Source organism: Sphingomonas zeae (genome assembly GCF_014197135.1).
Lineage (GTDB): Bacteria > Pseudomonadota > Alphaproteobacteria > Sphingomonadales > Sphingomonadaceae > Sphingomonas > Sphingomonas zeae.
In genome coordinates, this window is sequence record NZ_JACIFA010000003.1 from 1 (window position 1) to 23,791 (window position 23,791).

The window sequence follows — 23,791 nt, forward strand, 5'->3', positions numbered from 1 at the left end:
CACACCTTCCAGAATTGGCGCGGGGTGGAGCAGCCCGGTAGCTCGTCAGGCTCATAACCTGAAGGCCGCAGGTTCAAATCCTGCCCCCGCAACCATATCACCAACAACCAAACCGCCTCAGGATACCCCGAGGCGGCTTTTTTGTGCCCTTTTTTCGTGAGTTAGCTCTCGCTCAACGGCTCTCATCGCGTCTCAGTCGAGGCCTCTCGATGCCAGGACGTCGATTTGCCTTTGGGGGTATTTTCGTGGGTATCATCGCCGCCTCGGCAGGAGATACCCCCATGGCCCTCAAGGAGCTCGAAGTCCGCTACGCGACGACGCGGGCAAAAGACTATAAACTCACCGACGGCGAAGGCCTCTACCTTCTCGTCCGCCCCAACGGCTCCAAGCTCTGGCGGATGAAGTATCGCTATGGCGGCAAGGAAAAGCTCTTGAGCTTTGGTGCCTATCCGGCGGTCTCACTCGCGGAGGCGCGGCTGCGCCGCGCCAAGGTCAAAGTGGTGCTGGGCGAGGGGGGTGATCCGGGCGCGTCGAACAGGCCCAGGGCGCAGATGACCTTCGAGGAGGCGGCGCGCAAATGGCATGGCCACCGCCTCAATGCACTTGATGCTGGCATGCTGCGAGGCTGCTGACCCGGCTTGAGCGTGATGCCTTTCCGACCCTCGGCAAACTCGCGCTCAGTGTCATCACGCCGACCGATGTGTTGGCGATGGTGCGACGGGTTGAGATGCGCGGCGCGCTCGACGTCAGCCGCCGCCTCAAGCAGCATGTCAGCCACGTCTATCGCTTTGCCATCGCGCATGGCTGGGCTGAGCGTGATCCGGCTGAACATCTCGGTCAGCTACTCAAGCCCAAGCCGCCTACTCGACATAGTCCGGCCGCTGACGGTGGTGCGAACCGGCTTGCCACGGATCACGCCGGCCAGGCCCGTCGCCCGCATAAGGCGGGCGACGTCGACCCCTTCGCGCCGCAGCTGCCGCCAGACCTTGCGCACGCCGGAAGCGCGAAAGTTCTCCTCGAACACACGGCGCATCTCTGGCCCAAGCGCATCGTCACGCCGAGCTCGAGCCGACCTCTTGGTCGGCTCGATATTCCTGGCAGTGTGAGCATGATAGGCAGATGGGGCGATCGGCAGAACCCGGCAGATCGGCTCGACCGATAGGTTTCCCGGTGGTCATCGAGGAAGGCGATCATCGCCGAAACGAGCGGTCGAGCGCCGCCATCGCAAAATACGCGCTTGCCTTGCGCAGGATCTCGTTGGCATGGCGCAGTTCGCCGTTCTCCCGCTCCAGCGCCTTCATCCGCTCGGCGACGTCGCTCTGCACCCCGCCGCGCGTGCCGCTATCGACCTGCGTTTTCTTTACCCACTCGTGCAGCGTCTGGTTCGCGCAGCCGATTTTCGCCGCGGTTGACGCTAACGCCGCCCAGCGCGACGAGTGATCCTTCTCATGGTCCAGCACCATCCGCCCCGCACGGGCGCGGACCCCAGGTGAAAACTTGTGGGTCGTCCCGCTTGTCATAGCCCCTTCCCCTCGGGAGGTGAGGCCTTCGACAAACCCGGCGGGGTTCGCCGGCACCCCGTCCCATTTTCGAGGACCTTCAGGCCAGATGCCGCACGATTTCGGAGCTCCTGCTACGCCACGCTGGTATCAGGCCGCGCGGATCGCGGATGGGCGACCGAAGTCGTCCGTCCGATGGCGCCTGGCGGACACGGACGAGCCCGAGGTAGAGATCGTGTCGACGTTGAAGCGCATCACCGATGCCATCAGCGTCCCGCATTCCTGGGCGAGCAGGCTGGCCGCCGCGGTCGATTCCTCGACCATCGCGGCATTTTGCTGGGTGACCGAGTCGATCTCGCCGATCGCGATATTGACCTGGCTCAAACTATGCGCCTGCTGTTCGGAGGAGCGCGCGATCACGTCGACGACGGTCGTGACATCCGAAACCTTGCCGATGATCCGCTGAAGCGCATTGCCGGTTTCGTCGACCAGCACCACCCCCGACCGGACGTGCTCGATCGCTGAGAGGATGCGCGCCTTGACGTCGGATGCCGCGTCGGCGGAACGTTGCGCCAGCGCGCGGACTTCGGAGGCGACGACCGCAAAGCCCTTGCCCGCATCGCCGGCACGTGCCGCCTCGACGCCCGCATTGAGCGCGAGGAGATTGGTCTGGAAGGCAATGCCGTCGATGACGGTGATGATGTCGACGATCTCGCGGCTGGCCTGGTCGATGCCATTCATCGCGGTAATCGACTTGGCAACGATCTGACCGCCCTTTTCGGCCTCGTCCCGCGCCTCTGTCACCGCGCGATTGGCTTCGCTGGCGCTGGCGGCGCCCTCGCGGACGCCTTGGGTGATCTCGCCCACCGCCGCCGCAGTTTCGCGCAGACTTGCGGCCTGCTGCTCGCTTCGTGCCGACAAATGATCGGTGGCCTGCCGGATTTCCTCGATATTCGCACGGATGGCGCCAGCGCTGCCGCGCACGTCGCTGGTCAGCCCGGAGAGATTCTGGACGGCGCGGTTAAAGTCGGCCGCCAACTGGTGGAAGGAGGGCGGCAGGTCGGTGAGGCGGACGGTCAGATCGGCCTCCGACAGGCTGTGCAGGCCGGCGCCGATCGCCTGCAACGCCTGTTCGCGCTCGTAGTCGTCGCTGACCTTGGCCTTGGCGGCATCGCGGAAGACGACGACGGCGCGCGCCATGTCCCCCAGTTCGTCGCCCCGCTCGCTGCCCGGCACATCGATGTCGTTGCGGCCACGCGCCAGTTCGCCCATCAGCCGGGTCAGGGTGGTGATCGGCCGGGCGATGCTCCGGCTCAGGATCATCTGCAAAGTCACGACGACGCCGATCAGCATGACCCCGCCGAGGACCAGAGCGATGATGGCGGTACCGATGGCGTTTTCCTGCGAGGCAGCATTGCTGGCGATGGCCGCGGTTTCCTGGTCGCGAATGGCCCGAAGCGGCAGCACGATGTCGCTGGTCAGCACGGCCTTGCCCGCGTCCCGAACCGCTTGCTGCGCTTCGTCGCGCCGCCCTTCCTTGACCCAGCGGGTGAGCCGGTCGCTCCAGTTCCGCCGCCACTTGGCCGTCTCCGCATGGGATTTGGCGACCAGGGCCAGCTCGGCCGGGTCGGTCAGCATCGCGGTCAGTTCGCGGCTCGTGGCGTCGTAATCCTTACGAGCCTCATCATAGGATTTGAGATAGCTTTTGTCCGCCGTGACAAGAAAACCGCGCAACTGGCTGTTTTCACGCAGGATAGAGGTTTCGAGGGTCAGCGCCTTGGCATAGACCTCCTGCGCATGATTGTTGCGCTTGGTCGCGTCGCGAATTTCCCAGATATTGGCAAAAAACACGATCGTCATGATCGCGGCCGAAAGGCTGACGGTCAGGAACGAGACACCCAGCTTCTTGGGGATGTTCATGTTCGCGAACATTATGCGTTTCTCTCAGCAAGGCGGATCAGGGAAGATGGGCATCGATCAATGCCGGTCGCGGCCATCAAAGCAATGGATTGTTGACGGTCACTGGACGGGGTGTTTGGTGACGCATTTGCGATCGCGGCGGGGGCAGGCAGCGGCCAGTCGAGGGCCGATGCCCCAAAATACAATATTGTAAACATCGTAATCACCGCCGCGCACTGCCTTATCGCCATGATATCACGTCAACCCTCTCTTTCATCGGACAATTGCTAAGCACGCGAAGTTAAATATGGATGAAGCTTATTGATCTTCATCAACCTTAATATGGGTCAGGCTGCCAGCCACTCGATCCAGGCGCCATAGGGGTGGCAATGGGCGAGCACGCGGTCGCGCCCGTCCGGCCAGGAGCGCAGGCGGAGTTCGACGCGCTCGCGGGCATCGTCCCATTCGAAACCGATACAGGCGAAGGGCCTAGCTGCTGTCGCGGCTGCTCCGGCTCGCAGCAATGTGGCCTCGATCGCCATCCGGTCTTCCGGCCGCAGATATTGGAGCACCATGGAATGCAGGGCGACGCGGTGCTGGTGATCCGTTCCGGGCTTTGCGACTTGCGCCGCCAGCCAGCGTGCCGCGTCGCCCGTATCCAGACGTGGGGGATGCCGACGGGCGATGTCCAGCGCCTGCTCTAGGCGCGTTGCGCGCTCGGGTTGGTCGGCAAAGACGAAGAAGGCGAGCCGCTCGCATGCTGCCGGATCTTTCGCGTCGAGCGGGTGAAGATCGACGCCTCGTGCGGCACATACGGTCACGACGGCATCCGGCGGAGTCGGTCCACGCCACGCTGGGGCTATCCGCACCGTCGAGTTCGCTTCGCCCGTTTTCAGCCCCCCAAGGTCATAAGCATAACGTGCCAGGTTGAGGTTCAATCCCGCGCTCGCCCCGATCTCGAACAGCTCGAACCCATGGCCATATTCCTCGGCCAGCACCATGAGGGCGGCATACAAGGCCGCGGCGCGGCCGACCTCGTTGGTCTGTGGAACGCGCAGCAACCAATCGACCAGAAATTCGTCATGACTCGCCAGCGCCAGCGCGACCGCTTCGTCAAAGCGGTTATGCCGCCCGGCATAGAGGGCGGCGAGCTGCGGTTCGACGCCGCGCCGGGCCAGCGCGTGAAGCGCCGCGTTGACCCGCATGGCGATTGCAGAGGATGCGGCAGTGCTGCCCCAGGACCGGATCAACGCGGCGCTGAGCGGGGCATTGTCGAGCTGCCGGTCCACGGCGGCCAATAAATCGGCGACGAAAGGCGTTCCGATCGCTCGCATGACCTGCGACTGTCGGTACAATTCGCTCGGCGGCGCGGTCGGATCTTCCGACTCCTGACACATGGCTATGGAACGCTCCGACTGCATGGGCCGCCTATGACGCCGCAAGGTTAAGAACTGGCAACACGCATCGGGACGGCGAGGCATTCCGTCCCGATGCGCATCCCACATATCGTCAGGATCAGAAGTTGAAGTTCGCCCCAGCGCTGAAGTTGCGGCCGACCAAGCCCGCATAATGCCAGCTGCTCAGATAGTTCGGATTGCTGGTATAGGCTGCCGCCGCCAGCGGAGCGCGGGCATTGGTCAGGTTCTGGATACTGAAGAAGAAGCGGAATTGGTCATTGACCCGCACGCCCATGTTCAGGTCCGTGTAAATGAACGGACGGATGAAGCACTGGTTGCTCACGTCGCTGCCCGGGGTGATGGGCACCAGCGTGTTCTTGCAGGATAGATCGATGACGCCGTTGACCGGCTCGATCCGATCAGCTGCCACCTGCTTGATCCGACCAACATAATAGGTCGTGGAGGTCAACGAGAAATTGCCGAATTCGACGGTGTTCTGCCAGTTGCCACGGATGCGCGGCGTGCCACCACCCGACGACAGTTCGTACGGCCCGAGCGTACCCGCATATTTCTGCGTGACGCCAGCCGGGGTGACGAGGTCGAGGCGAAGCACGCGGGTCACGTCGACACGGCTGATGAACTTGACACCGTTGGCGAACTGGAAGTTCGCATTGGCCTGCATGTCGATGCCCGAGCTGACCATGTAGTTGGCGTTGACGTAGGGCACGTCGAACACCAGCAGACGGGGGAGGGCGTTCGGGTTGACGGGATCGGGTGCGTCGATGACGTTGCACTTATAGCCGGGACCCACCTTTGCAAGCGCTGCACAGGCGTCGGTTGCAGTGGCCTGGCCATAATAGGCCTTGATCGCCTCGGCGCGCATTGGTCCGCTGACGATCAAGTTCGACTTGCGGATGTTGTAATAGTCGACGGTGAAATTCAGCCAGCGTGCCGGGTTTACGATCGTACCGACCGTGAAGCTGCGCGACACTTCCGGCAGGATGTCGGGGTTGCCCTGGGCACCGCTGCCGATGTTGTACGTGGTCGTGTAGGCCGGATTGCCCGGATGCGCCGCGATAAAATTGCTCGGCGGCGTGAAGGACGAGAAGCCCGAATAGCTGCTGGCCGGGTTGTATTCCGCAAAGGTCGGTGCGCGGAACCCCTGCGAATAGGTGGCGCGCAGCGAGAATTCGCGAACCGGTGTGAACTTCGCACCGACCTTCGGCGAGAAGTGGCTGTAGCCCTGCGAATAATGGTCGTAACGGCCCGAGACGTTCAGGTCGAATGAGCGCGCGAAGGGCGCGTCGATCTCGAAGAAGCCGGCGGTCACGGTCTGACGACCCTGGGCCGACGAGGTGTTCAGGGCGTAATAGGACAGGTCCGCATTCTGATTGCGGTTCATCAATGTCTCGCGACGGATCTGGAAACCGGCGCCGACATTGAGGTCGCCGCCCGGCAGTTCCATCAGCGACTTCAGCAGCGAGCCGCCGATCGTCGCGACCGTCGAATAGGACGGGGTGGTCCGCTCCGGCGAGATCTGGTTGCGCACGGCGGCCGTGTTCTGCTCCGGGTTGACGAAGTTGTACGCGCCGGTGTTGACCGCGTTCAGCAGACCCTGGATGTTGATGAAGCCGCGCTGCGTCACGGCGAAATTGTCGCGCGCATAGACGCCGTTCAGGCGGAACTTGAAGCCGTTGCCCAGATCGCCCGAGATGCCGCCGGTCGCGCGGAACACGTCGACATAACGGTGGCTGCCCGCAGGAATGTCGCCGAACAGGTAATAGATGCGCGCGGCACTCTGCGTCGGGTCGGCGCCCGCCACCGCATAGGGGTTGTTGGGGTTCAGGCGGCGATCCGCGGCGTTGGCGCAGTTCACGCCCGCCGAGCAGACATACATGGGCAGCACGATACCGGGGCTGCTGGACGCCAGCGCCGCCGATCCACCGAAGGGCTGGGTCTGGCGGATGGCCGACGGGGTGCCGCGAATGTCGACTTCGGAATGCGAATAGCTGCCGCTGGCAAAGGCTTCCCAGCCCTCGGCAAGGCGGACGTTCAGGCGCGCCGTGGTCGAATAGCGCCCCTGGCGCGGCTGGATGATGCCATATTCGTCGGGCAGGTTGTGCTTGCAGCCGGTGCCCTGCGCCGCGCCCGAGGTCACGGTGAAGGTACCGAAGGGGCAGGCATTCGGATTGAGCAGGCGATACTGGTTGGTCGGCGGCGCGCCGACCTGGCCCGCCAGTGGATTGTTGAGGTCGGTCTGCTGGACGCGGGTGACGACCGCCTGCGGGTTGGCGGCGAGCAACGAGTCGTCGTTGCGATTGCGGTCCTGCAGGCCGCTGGGGCTCAGGTCCAGCGTGTTGAACGGGTAGCCGCGTGAGTTGTTGGTGATGTACCCGTCATAGGTATATTCACCGTTGACGTAGAAGTTGAAGCCTTGCTCGCGATAGTCGCCGATACCGGCGGTCAGCGTCGCGCGGTAATGCGATCCGTCGGCCTTTTCGGTGGTGCCGCCCTGGACCGAGCCCGAAATGCCTTGAACGTTCTTTTTGCTGATGAGGTTGACCACACCGCCGATGGCGTCGGCGCCATAGGTCGAGGATGCGCCGTCCTTGAGCACTTCGATGCGCTCGATGGTGCTGAACGGGATCGAGTTCAGGTCGACATAGGCGTTATGGCCGTCGTCGTTCAGCGGGAAATTCGCATTGCGCAGGCCGTCGATCAGCACCACGGTCGACGAAACGCCCAGGCCGCGCAGCGACACCGCCGCGCCACCTGCCGAAAAGCCGTTCTTGAAACCGGTCGAGATCGAACCGGCGCTGTCGGCGGAGACCGATCGGATGGCGTCCTGCGCCGTCGTGATGTTCGCGCGCTGCAGCACGTTGGAGTTCACTACGGTCACGGGCGAGATCGAGCTGGCGTTCGAATCGCGGAACAGCGTGCCGGTGACAATGACCGTGGCACCTTCCCCCGTCGGGGCAGCAGCGGGAGCGGCCTGCTTGATTTGAACGTCCTGTTCGCCTTGCGTTAGGGCAGAGGTGTCCTGCTCGGCGGAGGCGGCGGTCTGGCCGGGCGCTGCTTCCTGCCCATAGGCCGGGGTGGCAATCGCGGTCAGCAAAGCCGCTGTCGAAATCCCGAGACGCAGTTTTCCCAATGCTGAATTGATCGAATTCACTTAACGCTTCCCCCTGAGACGCGGCAGCAACGCTTGTTGCCGTTACTCATCACGCCGCGGTTGGACGTGATCGGCGGGCGCCTATCATTCGCAAAGTTACTGAGCCGTTAAAGATGAAGGACTGCGCGGCGGAGGAAGAGTACATGACGGGATGGACTTGGGCGGAGAAATTATTCACCCCGTAAGGCGCCGCATTCAGAACTATTTAACTAAAAAGTCTTCGGCAGCTATTCATGACGGGAGCTGTCCCTGGTGCTGCCCGGTAAGGGACCGCAGCGGATCCCTGCCAGCCCGACATTCCTGTTTCACCGGATTCCGGCCGGCATGGGCTGGCGGCGCTCTACAATGCCCGGAGCGCCGCTGACGGTCTGGATCTCAGCACCGGCAGGCTCCCGGCGACGCCGATCAGGACGGTCGCTAGCGCCCCCGTCACGAGCGTCGTCAAAATGACTGCCCATCCGGGCAGCCATTCGAACTGGAAAACGCGTGTGACGACGAACCACCCGCCGCCTGCGCCGAGCACCAGCGCCACCAGGCCGACGATCGCCGAAAGCAGCGCATATTCCATCGCCTGTATTGCCAGCACCTGTCGTCGCGTGGCGCCCAGCACCTTCAGCATGACCGCGTCATAAGTTCGCGCGGCCCGCGCCGCCGCGATCGCGCCGAGCAGCACGGCAATCCCCGCCAGTACCGCGATCCCGGCCGCGACAGTAATCGCCGTCGCCATCTGGCCGACAACGTCCTGGATCTGCTTCAACACGCCGCCGACCTCAACGACCGAGGTCGAGGGGAAACGCGGCAGCAGAGCCCGCGTGACGGCCGCGTCCCGGGAGGCCGGCATGTCGATCGTCGCCGCCAGATTGTGCGGCACGTCTTGAAGCGCGCCCGGCGAGAATACCATCACGAAATTGAACCCCAGCGTGTCCCACGCAATCCGCCGGAACGAGGCGATCCGTGCGGTGCGTTCGACGCCCAGCACCGAGACGGTCAAAGGATCGCCGATCCGCAGGTCGAGCGCGCTCGCCAATCGCTCGTCGATCGACACCAGACTCTGGCGCGCCTCCGCCGGACTCCACCACCGCCCGGCAGTCAGCGAACTTCCGGGGGGCAACGCTGCGGCAAAGGTCAACCCACGTTCGCCCCGAAGCGCCCAGGCGCCATCGGGGATGGTCTTCAGATCGGCAACCCGGGTTGACCCATAGGCGGTGATGGTGCCGCGCATCAGCGGAACGGTGGCGATCCGGGCGGTGGGCGCGACCGCCCGGATGGTGTCGCGGAACGCAGCCTCGCGCTCGGGGGGCACGTCGAGCGCGAACAGCGCGGGCGCGCGGGCAGGAACCGAGCGGCGGATATTGCCATCAATGCTTGTCCGAATGCTGGCGAGCAGGACGAACAGGGTCAGGCCGAGGCCCAGCGCGACGACCAGCGATACGGTCCGCGATCCCGGACGATAAAGCGCGGTCAGCGCCATGCGGGGCAGCGGGCGGCGTGGATGGGGAAGCCGCTTGGCTATGGCGCGGACCGCCATTCCGATCCCGACAAGCACCGCCAGTGTCGCAGCCGTCGCGCCCAGAAACGCCGCGGCAAAGGCGGGACGCCCGGTGGTGGTTAGCGCGAGCGCCACGATAGGGACACCTGCCGACAAGCCCCAGAGGCTGCCTCGCCACCCTCCGCCCGCGCGGGCATCCAGCACGCCGCGCAACAAGGCGGCGGCCGGAACCCGTCTCGCCGCGGCGAGGGGCGGCGCGCAAAAGGCCAGCGCGATCAGCAGACCATAAGCCGCCGCCAGGGCGAGCGGCACGGGCGCGATCGTCAGTCCCGGCGCGATCGGCAATACCGCCCCTACCGCGAGCCCGACGACCGGAACCGCCACGATCCCAGCCGCCAAGCCGAGCACAATGCCGACCCCGGCCACCGCGAGCAGTTGCAAAAGGTAGATTTGCGCGACCAGCCTTGACGTCGCGCCAAGGACCTTGAGCATCGCGATGGTCCCACGCCGGGCCTCCAGATAGGAGCTGACGCCGTTGCCCACCCCTATCCCGGCAATCACCAGTGCGGCGAGCCCGACCAGGGTCAGGAACTCCGCCATGCGTGCGACGAAGCGGCTGGCGCCGGGTGATGCGCGGTCGCGGGTCCGCGTCTCCCAACCGGCTGTGGCGAAGCGGCGTTCGAAGGTCTTGCCGATCCGCGTCGGCTCGTCAGGCGTGGCGATCCGGTATTTGGTCTCGTACAGGCTGCCGGGCTGAATCAGCCCGGTGCGGTCGAGTCCGGCGCGCGAGACGATCGCCACCGGCCCAAGGGTGAAGCCCTCACCCAGCCGATCGGGCTCGTCTGCGATGATCCCGCCGACGCGGAACGGCGCTCGGCCGAATAGCAGCAGATCGCCCTGGCCGACCGCCAGGCGCTCGGCGAGTCCCCGACCGATCCAGACGCTCGTGTCGTTCGGAGCCCGGACTATCCGGCCATCTGCTAGGACCAACCGTCCATATAGTGGATAGGCGGCATCGACAGCCTTCAGCTGGACCGGCGCGGTCGTGCCCCGCGCGGTAACGGCCATCGACTGCATTCGCAGGGTTTCCGACACCCGTCCAAGAGCGCGCATCGCCGCCAGTTCGGCTGGATCGGCCTGACGCTGCGACACGGCAAGTTCCAGGTCGCCGCCCAGCAATATCCGGCCGCGTGCCGTCAGTTCGCCGCCGATCGCCTCGCCCAGGCTGCCGATCGCGGCCAGCGCTCCGACACCGAGGAACAGGCACAGCAGCAAAAGCCGCAGCCCTCGAAACCGGACCGAAAGCTCACGCCGAGCGAGCCGCCAAGCGAGCGACCATCCGCTCATGCGAGGATCCGGCCATCGGAGAGTTCGACGACACGGTCGCACCGTCGGGCCAGCGCCGGATCATGGGTGATGACGACCAAGGTGGCACCAGTCGCGGCGCGGCGGTCGAACAACAGGTCCATCACGCGGCCCCCAGTCGCCCCATCGAGATTGCCGGTCGGCTCGTCGGCGAAGACGATCCGGGGGCGGGGGCCGAGCGCGCGGGCAATGGCGACCCGCTGCTGTTCGCCGCCCGACAGTTGCGCGGGATAATGATCCAGCCGGTGGGACAATCCGACCGCCGCCAGTTCGGCCTCCGCGCGGGCAAAGGCGTCGAGATGGCCGGCCAATTCCATCGGCACGGCGACATTCTCGCGCGCGGTCATGGTGGGCAAAAGGTGAAAGGCCTGGAGTACGATTCCGATCCGGCCGCGACGCGCGATCGCCAGTCCGTCTTCGTCCAGCGTGCCAAAGTCGGTTCCCGCAACCTCCACGATGCCCGATGTCGCGCGCTCCAACCCGGCCAAAACGGCCATCAGCGAGGACTTGCCCGAGCCCGACGCCCCCAGCAATGCCAGGCTTTCCCCGTCCGCCACCTCCAGGTCGATGCCCTTCAGAATCTCGACCGGCGCGGCTCCGCCGAGCGTCAGCCTTACATCCGCAGCCCGGATGACCATATTGCCAGCGACCATAGTTACGGGGATTCCACGACAGAGATGACGAAGATGCCATATGTGGCCAGTGCCGCGCTTCTCCAAGTCGCTGGGATGCTATCGGCCTGCGATACCAAGCGCGACGCGCCGCTGCCCGTGACGAACGTCTCCGCGCCAACGTCAACGGCTGCCACGGCGGCGGCCTCGTCCGTGCCGGTGTCCGGACCCAAGCGGGTCGTCCTCGCCTTTGGCGACAGCCTTTACGCGGGCTATGGCCTGGAGCGCGGTCAGAGCCTTCCCGATGCGATTCAGGCTCGGCTGCGCGGGCAGGGCATCGATGCGACGGTGGTGAATGCCGGTGTCTCCGGCGATACCAGCGCCGACGGGCGACGGCGCCTGGCCTTCACGCTCGACCGGATGAAGGCGAAGCCGGACCTCGTTTTGCTGGGCCTTGGCGGTAATGACGTGCTGCGCCAGCTCGATCCGACGGAGACGCGTGCCAATATGGCGGCGATGCTGGACGAACTGGACCGTCGCGGCATCCCGGTGATCCTGACCGGCATGATGGCGCCGCCCAATCTCGGGCCGGATTTCGGCAATCGGTTCAATGCGATCTGGCCCGATCTTGCGCGCCAGCATCATGCGGATCTCGATCCGTTCATTCTGCAGGGCGTCCTTGGCCAGCGACCGTTGATGCTGGCGGACGGTGTCCATCCCAATGCGACCGGCGTCGCCCGCATCGCCGACCGTGTTACGCCTCTGGTGGCGAAACGGCTGGCGGATTAAGTCCCGGCACCGCCGGAGGCGAGCGCGTCCATCAGGATACGGCTATAGATGCGGTGCGTCGGGTTTTCCTCATGCACACCCGCGGCCGAGGGGGCGATGCCGAGCGACGCGGCAGGCGTGAAGGTCAGCTCGCCGAAATAGATGGCATCGCGACCGTCATACAGGTCGACACGGACGAAGGCGAAGGGGGCGGACAGAGCTCGGGCAGCGGCAACCATCCGGTCACGCCGATCCCGCGCGGCAGGGGCGAATCCAGCCGGAGGACGCAGTCCGTCCGTCACGTCCATGGGCGTGAAGTCGGGAACGCGGAACAGGCGGCTCCACGATTCGCCGAACCTTGCATGGTCTATCTGGCAGATCAGCGGCTCGCCATGGATGCAGTGGAATTTGTAATCGTCTGGTACCGACCCATGGGTCGGGATCATCGCCTCGACGATAATCTTTCGCTCCAAACCCGCATATTGCATCTCGCGCAATAGCGTCGCGTAGTCGCGGGAGGCCAGATCGTGGAGCGCACGCAGTTCGGATGGCTCGGTAAGATCGCGCAGGAAGGTCACGCCGCCGCTGGCATGGGTGGGCTTTGCGACCGCGTCGGTCCCGATGAAGGGCTGGAGCAGTCGGAACAAGTGGTCGACCGACTCTACCGTCTCGAACGGGATGACCATCAGCGTTTCCGGGACACCCAGTTCGGGGTACCGCTGCTTAGCCTCGATCTTTGCTGTTTCCTTGTCGATGAATGTCCGGTGCAGTTCGGACCAACGGGTGTCGATCATCCGATCGAAAATGACGTCGTTGATGAGAGCGCCAGGCGCCTCGGCCGGGAGCGGCCAGCGGCCGAAACGGCGGGCGAAATGTGTCCCCGCGATCAAATGGTTGAACGCACGGGTCATCGGCAGGGCCGCTTCGCGCCTCATGGCATCCGGTTCAGATGAACCCTTCACGGCGACGATCCCTGGATTCAGGAGACGATAAGTCACTTTAGGCGCATTGCCCACAATGTCATGGCATAGCAATCTGTTGTGATCCAGTCATGGCATGCGATCGGAATTGCTCCGCGTGAACCGTGATCGCCTCGCACAGGCGATGCGTTGCCAGGATATCGCCCGAATTGGTTGGGCGGCGCTCTTCCACGCCTGTCAGGAAGTCGAGGCACATCGCCTCGAACCCACGCTGCCTTCCAACCGTCACCCAATCGCCCCGACGCTGGCGGCATTCGCGTCCGTCCATGCAGATTTCGTCGGCCATGTTGAGAACCGAATGGCGCTGGCCGTTTCCGATCACGTCGAGACGTTCCTCGTTCAGGCCGCTATTGCGGTGCATCGTGCCGATGGCGGTGAACCCTTCGCCCGCCAGCACCAACGTCACCGAGATCAGCATGTCGCGCTTGACGCGCGTCTCGATACTCTGTCGCTGCACGGGACCGGGAGCGAGGAACAATAGGGTATCGATGACGTGGATGAAATCATCGTAGATCACACGCCGCGAAACGTCCGGCTGCCGATGCCGATGTTTCTCCATCACGATCAGGTCTGCCTGCAGTCCGGTCAGCGCGACATGGCTGGGCGCAAAGCGACGGTTGAACCCTATCGTCAACAGCGTCTCCTGCCGATCGGCCAAGGTGACCAGTCGTTCGACTTCGTCCAGGTCGGCGGCGAGCGGCTTGTCCACGAAGCTCGGGATGCGCCGTTCAAGCAGGGTCCGCACCAGCGCGGGATGCGCATCGGTGGCGGCGTGGACAAAGGCGGCGTCGAAATGGCCGGTGGCAAGGGCCGCCGCCAAGCTGGCATGAAGCCCCGCCACGCGAAAGCGACGCCCCGCCTCTTCAAGCACCGGCTGGTTCCGGGTCGCAAGGTGCAGTTCGATCTGGGGAAGTGCGGAAAGCACCGGGAGATAGGCCTTGTGCGCGATATCTCCCAAGCCCGTCATCAATACCCGCATGGCCGTCTCCAAACCCTCGAAAAGCGCCTATAACATTCGAAGCGTTGCCGGGAACGGCGGTCACGCGCCGATGGCAGGTCCATATTCGAGGCCGCAGCCAGAGGCGCCCCGCCCTATTGCGCGACGGGCCACCCATCGGTCGTCCAGCCCAGCCGCTGAATCTGAAGCGTCGGGATGCCGTTCCGCTGCGTGTCATAGGCGTGATAGACGATAAAGTCGCCATCGGCCTGTTGAAGCACCGCGACACCGCCGCGTCCGATAAAGCGGCTGCCGTCGCCTCGTCCATTGGTCAGCACGACTGTCCCGCCGCCCTGGAGCATCGCCCTGCCGTCGCGGTCGACATAGGGGCCGTCCGGCGCGGACGAGCGGCCGACGACGGTATAGTAGCTACTCTTGACCCCTTGGCAGCAGGCGTCGAACGACACGAAGAGATAGTAATAGCTGCCGTGCCGGATGATGTACGGCCCCTCCACCGCATCCGGCGCAGGGCGTTCAGCCAGCGCATGCGGGGCGGGGTCACCGGCGAGCCGCAAACCGGTTATCGGGTCGAGGCGGATCAGCTTGATCCCCGACCAATAGCTTCCAAAGACCATCCAGTCATTCCCGCTGGCGTCGGTGAAGGTCATTGGGTCGATTGCGTTGAAGTTGTCGCTGGTCTGCGACCGGATCACCGGTCCCTGATCGACCCAATTGGCCGCAGGAGCGTTCGGGTCGATCTTGGTCGCGGTGGCCAGGCCGATCGCGGACCGGTTCGTTCCAAAGGTCGAGATGGAATAATAGAGGCGATACTGGCCATTCACCTTAGAAATATCGGGCGCCCACATGCCTGTCGCGCCCGGCACGGCGGATTTCGACCATGCGGGCAGTGACAAATAGCTGGGACCGCGCAGGGTCCAGTCCCGAAGATCGGTGGACGTGCGCAACGCCAGCAGGCCTCCTTCGTTGCCTGCATTGCCGGTGGTGAACAGATAATAGGTAGCGCCGTCCTTCAGGATCGCCGGATCATGGACCGCACCGATATCGCCGATCAGCGCGAGCGTTCCGGCGGCGGGCGTGGCGGAACTCGGCGCAGGCAGGGGACTCGAGGTCGGCGCATTGGCGGCGGGGGCGATGGCCAGTCCGCCGTTGCCCGAACCGCAGGCAGAGGCAAGGACAAGCAGTGCGAGCAAGGTAATACGCTTCACAGTCGGAATCCTTCCCCCAATAGGAGCGGGCGGACTTCTTGGCCCGCCCGTCATGGTATCATTTGAAGCTGTAGCGCCTCCCGATCGCGAAGGCCCCGTCGTCGACATCGCCAAAGCGGCAATATTCCGACTGCTTCATCCGCATAAGGTTGACCCTGGTGACCCCGCGCAAACGCGAGGCACCTGATTGGCATTTCTCGGACTATTGCCGCGATCTCAAACCCGACGAAGCGGCCCGTTGGCGACTGGCTGGCCGAAATCAGGGGAGCCGTCGGCGCGGTAGCGGAAATACTGCATCCGCGTATCACGATTGGGATCGAACAGGGGGTCACCCTTGATCGCGGCATAATCGCGCGCATGATAGACCAGCACGTCGCGTCCATGTTCGTCGACGGTGAAGCTATTGTGCCCGGGTCCGAACACCCGATGCTCGACCGAGGTCTGGAATACGGGCACCGGCGACTTCGCCCAATTGGCCGCGTTCATCACGTCCGCATCGGCGTTGCAGGACAGCATCCCCATGCAATAACGGGCATCGGTGGCGCTGGCTGAATAAGTCATGAAAAGCTTACCGTTACGGGCAAGCAGGGCAGGCGCCTCATTAACCTTGAAGCCCTGAATTTCCCATTCCAGCGTGGGTACCGACAGGCGCACCGGCTTGGCGGCAAGTGTCAGCGCCGATTTGAGCGGGGCGAGGTACAGGTTGGAATTGGTCTCGATCCCCGGCTCGCGCTGCGCCCAGGCGAGATAGCGCTGGCCCTTATGGACGAAGCTGGTGGAGTCGAGATTGAATGTGTCCCACTCCGTCTGAAGCTGGCCCAGCACCGACCAGTTGCCGGTCATCGGGTCCGGCCCGTCGCAGACGACCGCGAAGGTGCGGATGCGGAATACGTCCTCGCCGCCGCCGCTTGGCCCCGCTGCGAAGTACATGGTCCACCGGCCATCGATCAGGTGCATTTCGGGTGCCCAGATGAAGCCCGACATCGGACCGCTGGGCAGATGCCGCCACAAAACCCGCTCGGCCGCCTTATGCAGTCCCTCCAGCGTTTTCGAGCGACGCAGGACCAGCCGGTCATATTCCGGAACCGATCCGGTCATGTAATACCAGCCATCGGTATGGCGAAACACCTGGGCATCCGCGCGCTGCCGCACCACCGGATTGACGATCGTGGGCGCCGCTGCCTTGGCGATCGTCGGCAGAGCCATGGCGGCGGTCGTACCGGCCATGAATGCACGTCGGGTTAGCATCTTCCATCCTCCGCCTATCAGCCGCACCGTCCCCGCCGGAGATCGGTCGACCATATTGTTCGAATCGTCGCTGTCGCGTGCCGACATCCTTGCCTAGCCCAAAACTCGGACAAGACAAATCCATGGTCTAATGTGAATGGTGGCGGAGCCGGCGCCTGACGGAATGGGCTGTAACAGGAATGCGAGGGGACGAGCAGGAGGGCGGCTCGAAGGGTGGAGGCAAGATACCGATCGGGTGAATAATCGGTCATCCGCGACCGGGGATCTTGATTTGCCATACAGTTCGACAACCTTCGGGGCGCATTACTGGAGTGCACTCATGAACGCCGAAGAACGCACGCTTCTGACTCGCTTCCTCAATGAGCTATCCGCCGCTCGCCCCGGCGCGAAGGATCCGGAGGCTGATGGGATGATCGCTAGGACGCTTTCGTCCAATCCCGACGCGGCCTATCTGCTGGTCCAACATGCGATCGTCGCCGATCAGTCGCTTCACGCGGCGCAGCAGCGGATCGCCGAACTGGAACGCCAGCAAGAGGCCACACCCGCGTCCGCCGGCAGCTCTTTCCTGCCGCAAGGGGCTGGCGGTCCTTGGGGCTCGCGGGCGCCGGAAAGCTATGCTCCGCCCCCGCCCGAAGCAAGGCCGGGCGTGTTCTCCAATGGCGGTGGTCTGGGCAGTTTCCTGCGCAGCGCCGGCACCACGGCGGCGGGCGTGGTCGGCGGCGAAATGCTGTTCTCGGGACTGTCCGACATCTTCGGCCATCGCGGAGGCGGTGGCCTGTTCGGCGGCGGTCAGAGCTTCACGGATCGCCCGGAAAACATCACCATCAACAATTTTGACGATGATGACGGCAGCCGTTTCGATGACGGCAATTCAGACTATGATCGCTCCGACGACTATTGAAGCGGGATCAGCCGACCTCGGTCGCGTCGGGGCTCCGGTCCGCCAGCCTCATCCCGGAAATGTCGGGGGGAACCGGCACCCGCGCCCCGATCGCGGCAAGGCTGGTGGACAGTTCCTCGCTGCGGAACGGCTTGGTCAACCGAGCCACTTCGACATCCAGCCCTTCGACCTCGGCATAGCCTGACACGATGAGCGAGCGCAGCTCGGGCAGCTTGCCCTGGAGTTCGCGGGCCAGTTGTGCGCCGCTCATCCCCGCCATGAGGTGATCGGTCACGAGCAGATCGGGACGCAAACCCGCCTGCACCAGTTCCAGCGCCTGCGCCCCGGACGACGCCTCGACCACGCCATATCCCAGATCGGCCAGCATATCGGCGGTGCTCATGCGGACGAGATCCTCGTCATCCACCAGGAGGACCGTGCCGACGCCTTGGGCTTTCGCCGAGTTGGGCGCCAAGAATATCTTGGCCGTCGCCGCGACATCGCTAAGTGGCAACCAGAGCGTGATCTCCGTGCCTTGTCCCAGCGTGCTTTCGATCGTCAGACCACCGCCAAGCTGCGCGGCCAAGCCATGCACCATGGAGAGGCCGAGGCCCGTCCCCTTGCCGACGCCTTTGGTCGAAAAGAAGGGCTCGATCGCGCGTTGTCTGGTCGCCTCGTCCATGCCCATGCCGGTGTCACGGACGCTGAGGCAGACATAGTCGCCCGCCGGTACCCCCGGCATCTGCTGGCTTGTTACACTGCGCGGCTTGACCGCGATGGACAGCGTGCCGCCCGTCGGCATAGCGTCGCGCGCATTCACCGACAGGTTGAGCAGTGCCATTTCAAGTTGATTTGCATCCGCCTTGGCGGGCGGCAGCCCAGTGGCTATGTCCACCTCCACGGCAATGGTCGGACCGACCGTCGACCCGACCAGATCCGTCATGCCGTCGACGAGTTGGCCAAGATCGACCGCCGTCGCCTGGAGCGGCTGGCGACGGGCGAAGGCGAGCAGGCGTTGAACCAGCGTCTTGGCCCGCTCGGCGGATTGCAGCGCCCCGTCGATCAGCCGCTTCTCCCGCGCTGTGCCCGAGCCCTTGCGCATCAGCATGTCGAGCGAGCCGATGATCGGGGTGAGCAGATTATTGAAATCATGCGCAACCCCGCCGGTCAGGTTGCCCATCGCCTCGACCTTCTGGCTTTGGCGCAATGCTTCCTGTGCCGTCTCCAGGTCGGCCGCCGCCGACAGGCGTTCGGAAATGTCGGTGGCATGGTGGAAGGCGGCGATCACTCGGCCCGTGGCATCGCAAAGCGGGGTGTAGCTGATCTCCCATGTCGAGACGCCCAGATCCGGGCTGCCAAGGGCTTCGGTGACCGTGAAATGCTCGCCGGTCAGCGCGCGGGTCATCAGTGCCCGCATGGCGACGCGCTGATCGGGTAGGAACAGGTCGCAAAAAACGTCGCCGATCCGGGTCTCGAAACCGTAAATGCGCCGGAAGTCTTCATTATGCGCCTTGTTGAAGGCGATGATCCGATAGTCCGTATCGAAGGCACAGATAGGCGAGGTGATCGCCTCGACGATCTCGTGATAGCGGCGAAGCTCGGCGGTCCGCTCGACCACCTGTTGCTCCAATGTGTCCTTCATCTCGCGCAGGGCCAACTCGGCACGGGATCGCTCGACCGCGGCCCTGGCCCGCTCGCCGACATTTTGGATCAGCGCCTCTTCTTCCGGACTCCAGATTCTCGGGGCCGCGCTCTGCACCGCCAGCAGGCCGACCCATTGCTCCTCCTGGAACAGGACCACGTCGACGAACGCGCCGACCTGGCGCGCCTGAAGTCCCGAGCGCGCACCTTCGCTCAGCCGCTCGTCCGCGCCGACATTGGTGACAACAACCGGCGCGCCATCGCGATAGGCCGCCAACAGGTCCGGACCAAAACTCTCCAATGAGTGACGGCCGACGATCGACGATACCCCACGGGTATAATCCCGTTCGACGGTCATCCAACCGCGCGTCGTGATTTCGGCATAGAAGACGCGGCTGGCCGACAGCTCCTGTCCAAGCCGCTGCGCCGCCAAAGCCATGATCTCGGCCGGAGTCTCCAGCGCGCGGAGCTTGTCAGCCAGGTTCAACAGGAACGCCGCCCGGCGCTCGGCAAGTACCCGCTCCGTTGTCTCGGCCAGGATGCACAGCACACCCGCCGGTTGCCCGTGCTCATCGGTCACCGGTGAGCTGTCGAGGTTGACCCAGGCTCGCGTCTCTTGCCCTTCGCGCTGGATCGTCAGCGGCAGATCGGAAAAATGCGACGTCCGCCCGCCGAGCCCGAGGGCCATGAGCTTGTCATTAAAGTCGCTGTGCTCGGGCCAGCCATCGCTGACCTTGGCTCCGAGCAGGGCAGGGTGGCCATCCCCGACCAACGCCGCATAGGCGTCGTTATAGATCATGACTCCGTCCTCGCCCCATAGCAGCAAGAGCGGAACGGCCGAGCGCAGCAGCATGGCGAGCGACATCGTCAGGGAGACGGACCAACTCTGGACGGGACCGAGCGGGCTGGCCGACCAGTCCATCCGGGCGATCAGATCGGCGCAGTCACCGCCGCCGTTCAAAAAGGGCGGCACGTTCAGCGATGTCTGGTCGTCGGTCACCATGACCGGATACCCGATAACGCCGATCGGCACCATGCACCCAAAAAAAATGGCCCCGGCGTTCACCGGGGCCTTCGTCCTATGACGATATGGAACGTTTAGAAGGTACCGCGCAGGCCGATCAGGAACTGCCGACCCGGCTTATATTGGGTAAAAGTCGCATTCTCGAACTGGAAGTAAGAACGCAGCGTCGCGTTGGTGAAGTTGGCGACGTTGATGGTCAGCTGCGGTGCGCCCGGGATACCGAAGATCTTGTCCAGGTCGAAGGCGGACGAGAAATCATAGGTGGTATAGTCGGTCCCGAACAGGGCCGCGTTCGGGATGCCGTTCTGCGCCGCTCCGCTGTTCTGCGCGCCTTGGCGCGAGGTGGTGGCGACGCGCAGCATCACACCGTTCTTCTCGTAATAACCGGTGATATTGTAGGTGAAGGGTGCCACACCGAAGGCGATCGCCGGGCCGTCGCTGCGCTGGTCGACGATGGTGGCGTTGGCGTTGAAGCCAAAGCCGGTGATGCCGATCGCGCGGGTCAGGAAGTCGAGCGGCTGAACCCACTGGAATTCCAGGCCGTTGATGGTCAGCTTGTTGGGTACGTTGACCTGCGACGTGACCTGTACCTGGGCCTGACCGGGGCCGCCACGCGCGTTGATCGCGATCTGCTGTGTCGGGTTCAACGTGTCATAGGTGATGCCGTACTGCGCCAGGTTCGAGAAGGGCACCGTGCTGATCGCGGTGGTGGTGAACCCTTCCAGCGACTTGCGGAACGCGTTGAAGCTGATGACGCCTTCGCGTCCGGTATAATATTCGAAGCCCAGATCGAGGTTGGTCGACAGATAGGGCGCGAGTGCGGGGTTGCCGATCGACGCCTGATCGGCCGAGGGCGCACCGAAGTTGATACCGGGCAGCTGCGCCGACGGGTCGGGCCGCGTCATCGTCCGCGAACCCGCGACGCGCACCACCGCATGTTCGCCGATGTCATAGGCGAAGGTCGCGGCGGGCAGCCATTCCGAATAGACGTTGCGCGTCTCGGCGATGTTGATGATGCTGGGGTAACGGCTGCCATCGGGCAGCGACGCGCCTGTGGCGGTCGTATTGCGCGGATCGGGCAGCGACACGCGGCCCGAGATCGTCTGGATCGTGTTGACGTAGCGTAGGCCGACATTGAAGCGCAGCGTGTTGCCACCCAGTTCCTGCGCGCCGCTGACGGTGGCGAAGGCGGACTTCACGACCTCGCGGATGAAGCCCGCGCTGGCGCCGGTGTTCGCGCCGCCATTCTCGGGCGCGTTGTCGTGGAAGAACTGGTAGTTGCTGGCCTTGGCGAAAGCGGGCCAGTTGACCGTCACGAAGCCGGCAGGCCCTGGCGACAAATAGCTGGATGCGGCGCTGTTGGGGATCAGCGACCCCCCATAGCTGACCGGGCCGCTCATGCCCGAGCTGAACCCGGTGCCATAGCCAGGATAGGTCGGATAGCCAGCAGGCGCGCCGCCCGGCGCGTTGAGGCCTTCGCAGGGCGGCTGCGAGTTGGGCGAGGGGACGGCGACGTTCGGATTGTTGCCGCAAACCGCGTTCTGCCAGAACTGGCTGTTGTCGAAACCGCGGATCCGGCGCGAGGTGTCGTCATAGGCGCCGCCGACCTTCAGGTTCAGTGCGGTATCGCCCCAGGTCAGGTCGCCGCGAAGTCCCTTGTTGATGTTCAGACGACGTTCGTCCTGAAGGTTCACGCGGCTGCCCGCATACCAGCCGAAATTCTTCGGATCGTTCAGGTCCAGCGCGCTGGTGATCGTTGGGATGCCCCCAGTGTTCGAGAAGGTGACGGTATTGCCGACGCCGAGCGGCGTCGTCATGCCGACGGTCGGGCTTTCGCGGTGGAAGGTCGACCGGGCGTAGTTGCCCTGGAAGTTCAGCTTCAGCTTGTCGTCGATTTGCCACTCGGCGCCGGGGTTGACGCTCCAGAGGTGCGTCGTTTCGGTATAGGGGCGGAATTCGTTGAAGAACTGCGCGTTGGCGAAGGTGCCGCCGGTGACGGTGCAACCCGCGCTGCAGTCCGACTTGTCGAAGGTCAGGTTGGTCGGGATGATCGCGCCGTTGCGGACGATCCACGCCATGTTTTCGCGGGTCAGTTCGTTCTTCTTGAAGCCGTACAGGCCGTCGACATAGAAATGCAGCTCGTCGGTCGGGCGATATTCCGCACTGACGATCGCGTTGACGCGGTCACGCGGGCCACGAATGCTGGTCACGCGGCCCAGGCGCGGGAGCAGGCCGTTGTCGATCTGTTGAATGGTGGCGCCCGGGTTGTTGGCGAGCAGGAAGTTGCGGTCGATCACCGTGCCGGGTACCAGTCCACCGCCAGCGCCCACCGGCACTGTCGCCGGGATCGTCCAGTTGCCGCCGCCGGTGCCGTTGCAACCGCTCGTCGCGCCACACTGCGCGGCGGTCAGCTGCGGGTTGGTATAACCGATCGTCTCGAACCCGCGCGTGTCCGTGAACAGCCGCTGCGCCGAAACGCCGGCCAGCACGCCGAAGGTGTCGTTGCGCCAGCTGCCAATCAGCGAGCCGCGCGCGCCGATCCGGTCTTCGGGCGTCTGCTTCGAGCCCTGGATATTATAGGCTAGGAACGGCCCGCTGCGGTCGAAGGGGCGTGCCGAGCGCAGGTCGATATTGCCTGCCGCGCCGCCTTCCAGAAGGTCGGCGGTGTAGCTCTTGTTCACGGTCAGCTTGGTGAACAGATCGGTCGGGAAGAAGCTGAGGTCGACCGAGCGGTCGGTGCCCTGCGCGTCGGTCGAGCCCGACGAGGCGACCGCGATGGGTGCGCCGTTCAGCGTGACGTTGGTGAAGTTCGATCCCAAACCGCGAATGGCGACGTTGGTGCCTTCGCCGGTCACGTCGCGGGTGATGGTGATGCCCGGAATACGGTTGAAGGATTCCGCGATATTCGTGTCGGGGAACTTGCCGATATCCTCGGCAAAGATCGAGTCGGTGAAGCCGGTCGAAGCCCGCTTGGCATTGGTCGACTTGGCCAGGCTCGAGCGATAGCCGGTGACGACGATGTCCTCGGCGGCGGTGCCCTGGCTGTCGACGGTCTGGGGCGCTGGCGGCACAGAGGGGCCGTTGTCCTGCCCGTCGGCCGGCGTCTGTTCCTGGGGCGGGGGGACTGCCTGCGCCCAGGCGGTCGACGCGCACATCGCGCCAGCGGCCGTGGCGCATAGCAGGGCTATGCGGCTGAGGCGGATGGTGGGCACGGATTTCATGTCAGGTCCTCTCTTGCGACCCGCTGTCGTTCGTCGCGACATGCGGATTAGTTTCGTTGGATCGGTAAGTAGGGGGGGCAGATCACGATGCCGATGGGGCAGGGCGATGGTCGGATGCGCGCGCCTCGCGGGCTGCCGATATGTCGGGCATGATCGTGCCGCTAACCATCTTATCCCCTCCGACCGTCTGTTGCGGCGTATGCTGATAGCGCTATCGTTCTGCGCTATTGGTCCACAAGTCAATGCAAATTGGTTAGGCCGCAGCGGGTTCGTGACGAACTATGGCTGTTCTGCAACAGCCTCACCGTTTCAAGATGAGACGATGAGGCTTGTTCTGAAGATCACGGTATGCACGCGCGGTTTTCTACAATCGATTTATTGATCAGGAGGCATTGCACTATCGGACGGACCAAAGAGCGCTCCTCTGGTTTTGC

At 64.3% G+C, this 23,791-nt stretch carries 13 protein-coding genes, 1 tRNA gene, 3 pseudogenes and 1 other annotated feature; of the genes and pseudogenes, 5 read left to right on the forward strand and 12 right to left on the reverse strand.

The features are described from left to right. Positions 1–18: 18 nt before the first annotated feature. The 3 genes and pseudogenes from GGR45_RS05390 to GGR45_RS19995 form a co-directional block, all read left to right on the forward strand. Positions 19–95, forward strand: a tRNA-Met gene (locus GGR45_RS05390). 186 nt (positions 96–281) lie between these two features. After that, a complete protein-coding gene (locus GGR45_RS19640) occupies positions 282–632 on the forward strand; it encodes an Arm DNA-binding domain-containing protein (RefSeq protein WP_246358062.1) in 351 nt (116 codons plus the stop codon). Then, positions 629–775 (forward strand): annotated as a pseudogene (locus tag GGR45_RS19995) (phage integrase central domain-containing protein); the annotation flags it as partial. The gene GGR45_RS19640 and the pseudogene GGR45_RS19995, both read left to right, overlap by 4 nt. A 99-nt stretch (positions 776–874) precedes the next feature. Here GGR45_RS19995 and GGR45_RS19645 read toward each other — a convergent pair. The 6 genes and pseudogenes from GGR45_RS19645 to GGR45_RS05430 form a co-directional block, all read right to left on the reverse strand. After that, positions 875–1,520 (reverse strand): annotated as a pseudogene (locus tag GGR45_RS19645) (IS3 family transposase); the annotation flags it as partial. After that, positions 1,121–1,236, reverse strand: a sequence feature (AL1L pseudoknot). It overlaps the preceding pseudogene by 116 nt. 129 nt (positions 1,521–1,649) lie before the next feature. Beyond that, entirely contained in the window at positions 1,650–3,431 is a 1,782-nt protein-coding gene (locus tag GGR45_RS05410) for a methyl-accepting chemotaxis protein (RefSeq protein WP_246358063.1), read from the reverse strand. Between the two features lie 314 nt (positions 3,432–3,745). Beyond that, a complete protein-coding gene (locus GGR45_RS05415; RefSeq protein WP_415640763.1) occupies positions 3,746–4,903 on the reverse strand; it encodes a DUF2332 domain-containing protein in 1,158 nt (385 codons plus the stop codon). A gap of 10 nt (positions 4,904–4,913) precedes the next feature. Then, positions 4,914–7,967, reverse strand: a complete 3,054-nt coding sequence (locus tag GGR45_RS05420; protein ID WP_336621508.1) for a TonB-dependent receptor domain-containing protein — start codon at positions 7,965–7,967, stop codon at positions 4,914–4,916. A 340-nt stretch (positions 7,968–8,307) separates the two neighbouring features. After that, complete coding sequence (locus GGR45_RS05425) at positions 8,308–10,803, reverse strand: ABC transporter permease (protein WP_175312318.1); 2,496 nt, start codon at positions 10,801–10,803, stop codon at positions 8,308–8,310. Beyond that, positions 10,800–11,474 carry an ABC transporter ATP-binding protein gene (locus GGR45_RS05430; RefSeq protein ID WP_175312317.1) on the reverse strand — a complete coding sequence of 225 codons (675 nt, stop codon included), beginning with the start codon at positions 11,472–11,474 and terminating at the stop codon, positions 10,800–10,802. The genes GGR45_RS05425 and GGR45_RS05430 overlap by 4 nt, the downstream gene beginning before the upstream one ends. A gap of 24 nt (positions 11,475–11,498) precedes the next feature. On the opposite strand from GGR45_RS05430, the gene GGR45_RS05435 reads away from it, so the two are divergent. Further along, on the forward strand, positions 11,499–12,221 hold the full coding sequence (locus tag GGR45_RS05435) for an arylesterase (RefSeq protein WP_246358065.1): 723 nt from the start codon (positions 11,499–11,501) through the stop codon (positions 12,219–12,221). On the opposite strand, the gene GGR45_RS05440 is transcribed toward GGR45_RS05435, so the two are convergent. From GGR45_RS05440 to GGR45_RS05455, 4 genes and pseudogenes are all read right to left on the reverse strand, one after another. Next, entirely contained in the window at positions 12,218–13,135 is a 918-nt protein-coding gene (locus tag GGR45_RS05440) for an ATP-grasp fold amidoligase family protein (RefSeq protein WP_175312316.1), read from the reverse strand. The genes GGR45_RS05435 and GGR45_RS05440 overlap by 4 nt on opposite strands. 85 nt (positions 13,136–13,220) lie before the next feature. Next, positions 13,221–14,159, reverse strand: a complete 939-nt coding sequence (locus tag GGR45_RS05445) for a Gfo/Idh/MocA family protein (RefSeq protein WP_175312315.1) — start codon at positions 14,157–14,159, stop codon at positions 13,221–13,223. Positions 14,160–14,272: 113 nt separating this feature from the next. Further along, entirely contained in the window at positions 14,273–15,343 is a 1,071-nt protein-coding gene (locus GGR45_RS05450) for an arabinan endo-1,5-alpha-L-arabinosidase (protein WP_285139377.1), read from the reverse strand. 228 nt (positions 15,344–15,571) lie between these two features. Further along, a pseudogene (locus tag GGR45_RS05455) lies at positions 15,572–16,591 on the reverse strand (glycoside hydrolase family 43 protein); the annotation flags it as partial. 319 nt (positions 16,592–16,910) lie between these two features. Between GGR45_RS05455 and GGR45_RS05460 the strand changes: the two are divergent. Further along, positions 16,911–17,492: a DUF2076 domain-containing protein gene (locus GGR45_RS05460; RefSeq protein WP_175312312.1), complete on the forward strand. Its 582-nt coding sequence runs from the start codon at positions 16,911–16,913 to the stop codon at positions 17,490–17,492. A 7-nt stretch (positions 17,493–17,499) separates the two neighbouring features. On the opposite strand, the gene GGR45_RS05465 is transcribed toward GGR45_RS05460, so the two are convergent. Both GGR45_RS05465 and GGR45_RS05470 read right to left on the reverse strand, forming a co-directional pair. After that, a complete protein-coding gene (locus tag GGR45_RS05465; protein WP_175312311.1) occupies positions 17,500–20,115 on the reverse strand; it encodes a GAF domain-containing hybrid sensor histidine kinase/response regulator in 2,616 nt (871 codons plus the stop codon). Positions 20,116–20,210: 95 nt separating this feature from the next. Continuing rightward, positions 20,211–23,357, reverse strand: a complete 3,147-nt coding sequence (locus GGR45_RS05470; RefSeq protein WP_175312310.1) for a TonB-dependent receptor — start codon at positions 23,355–23,357, stop codon at positions 20,211–20,213. Positions 23,358–23,791 lie beyond the last annotated feature (434 nt).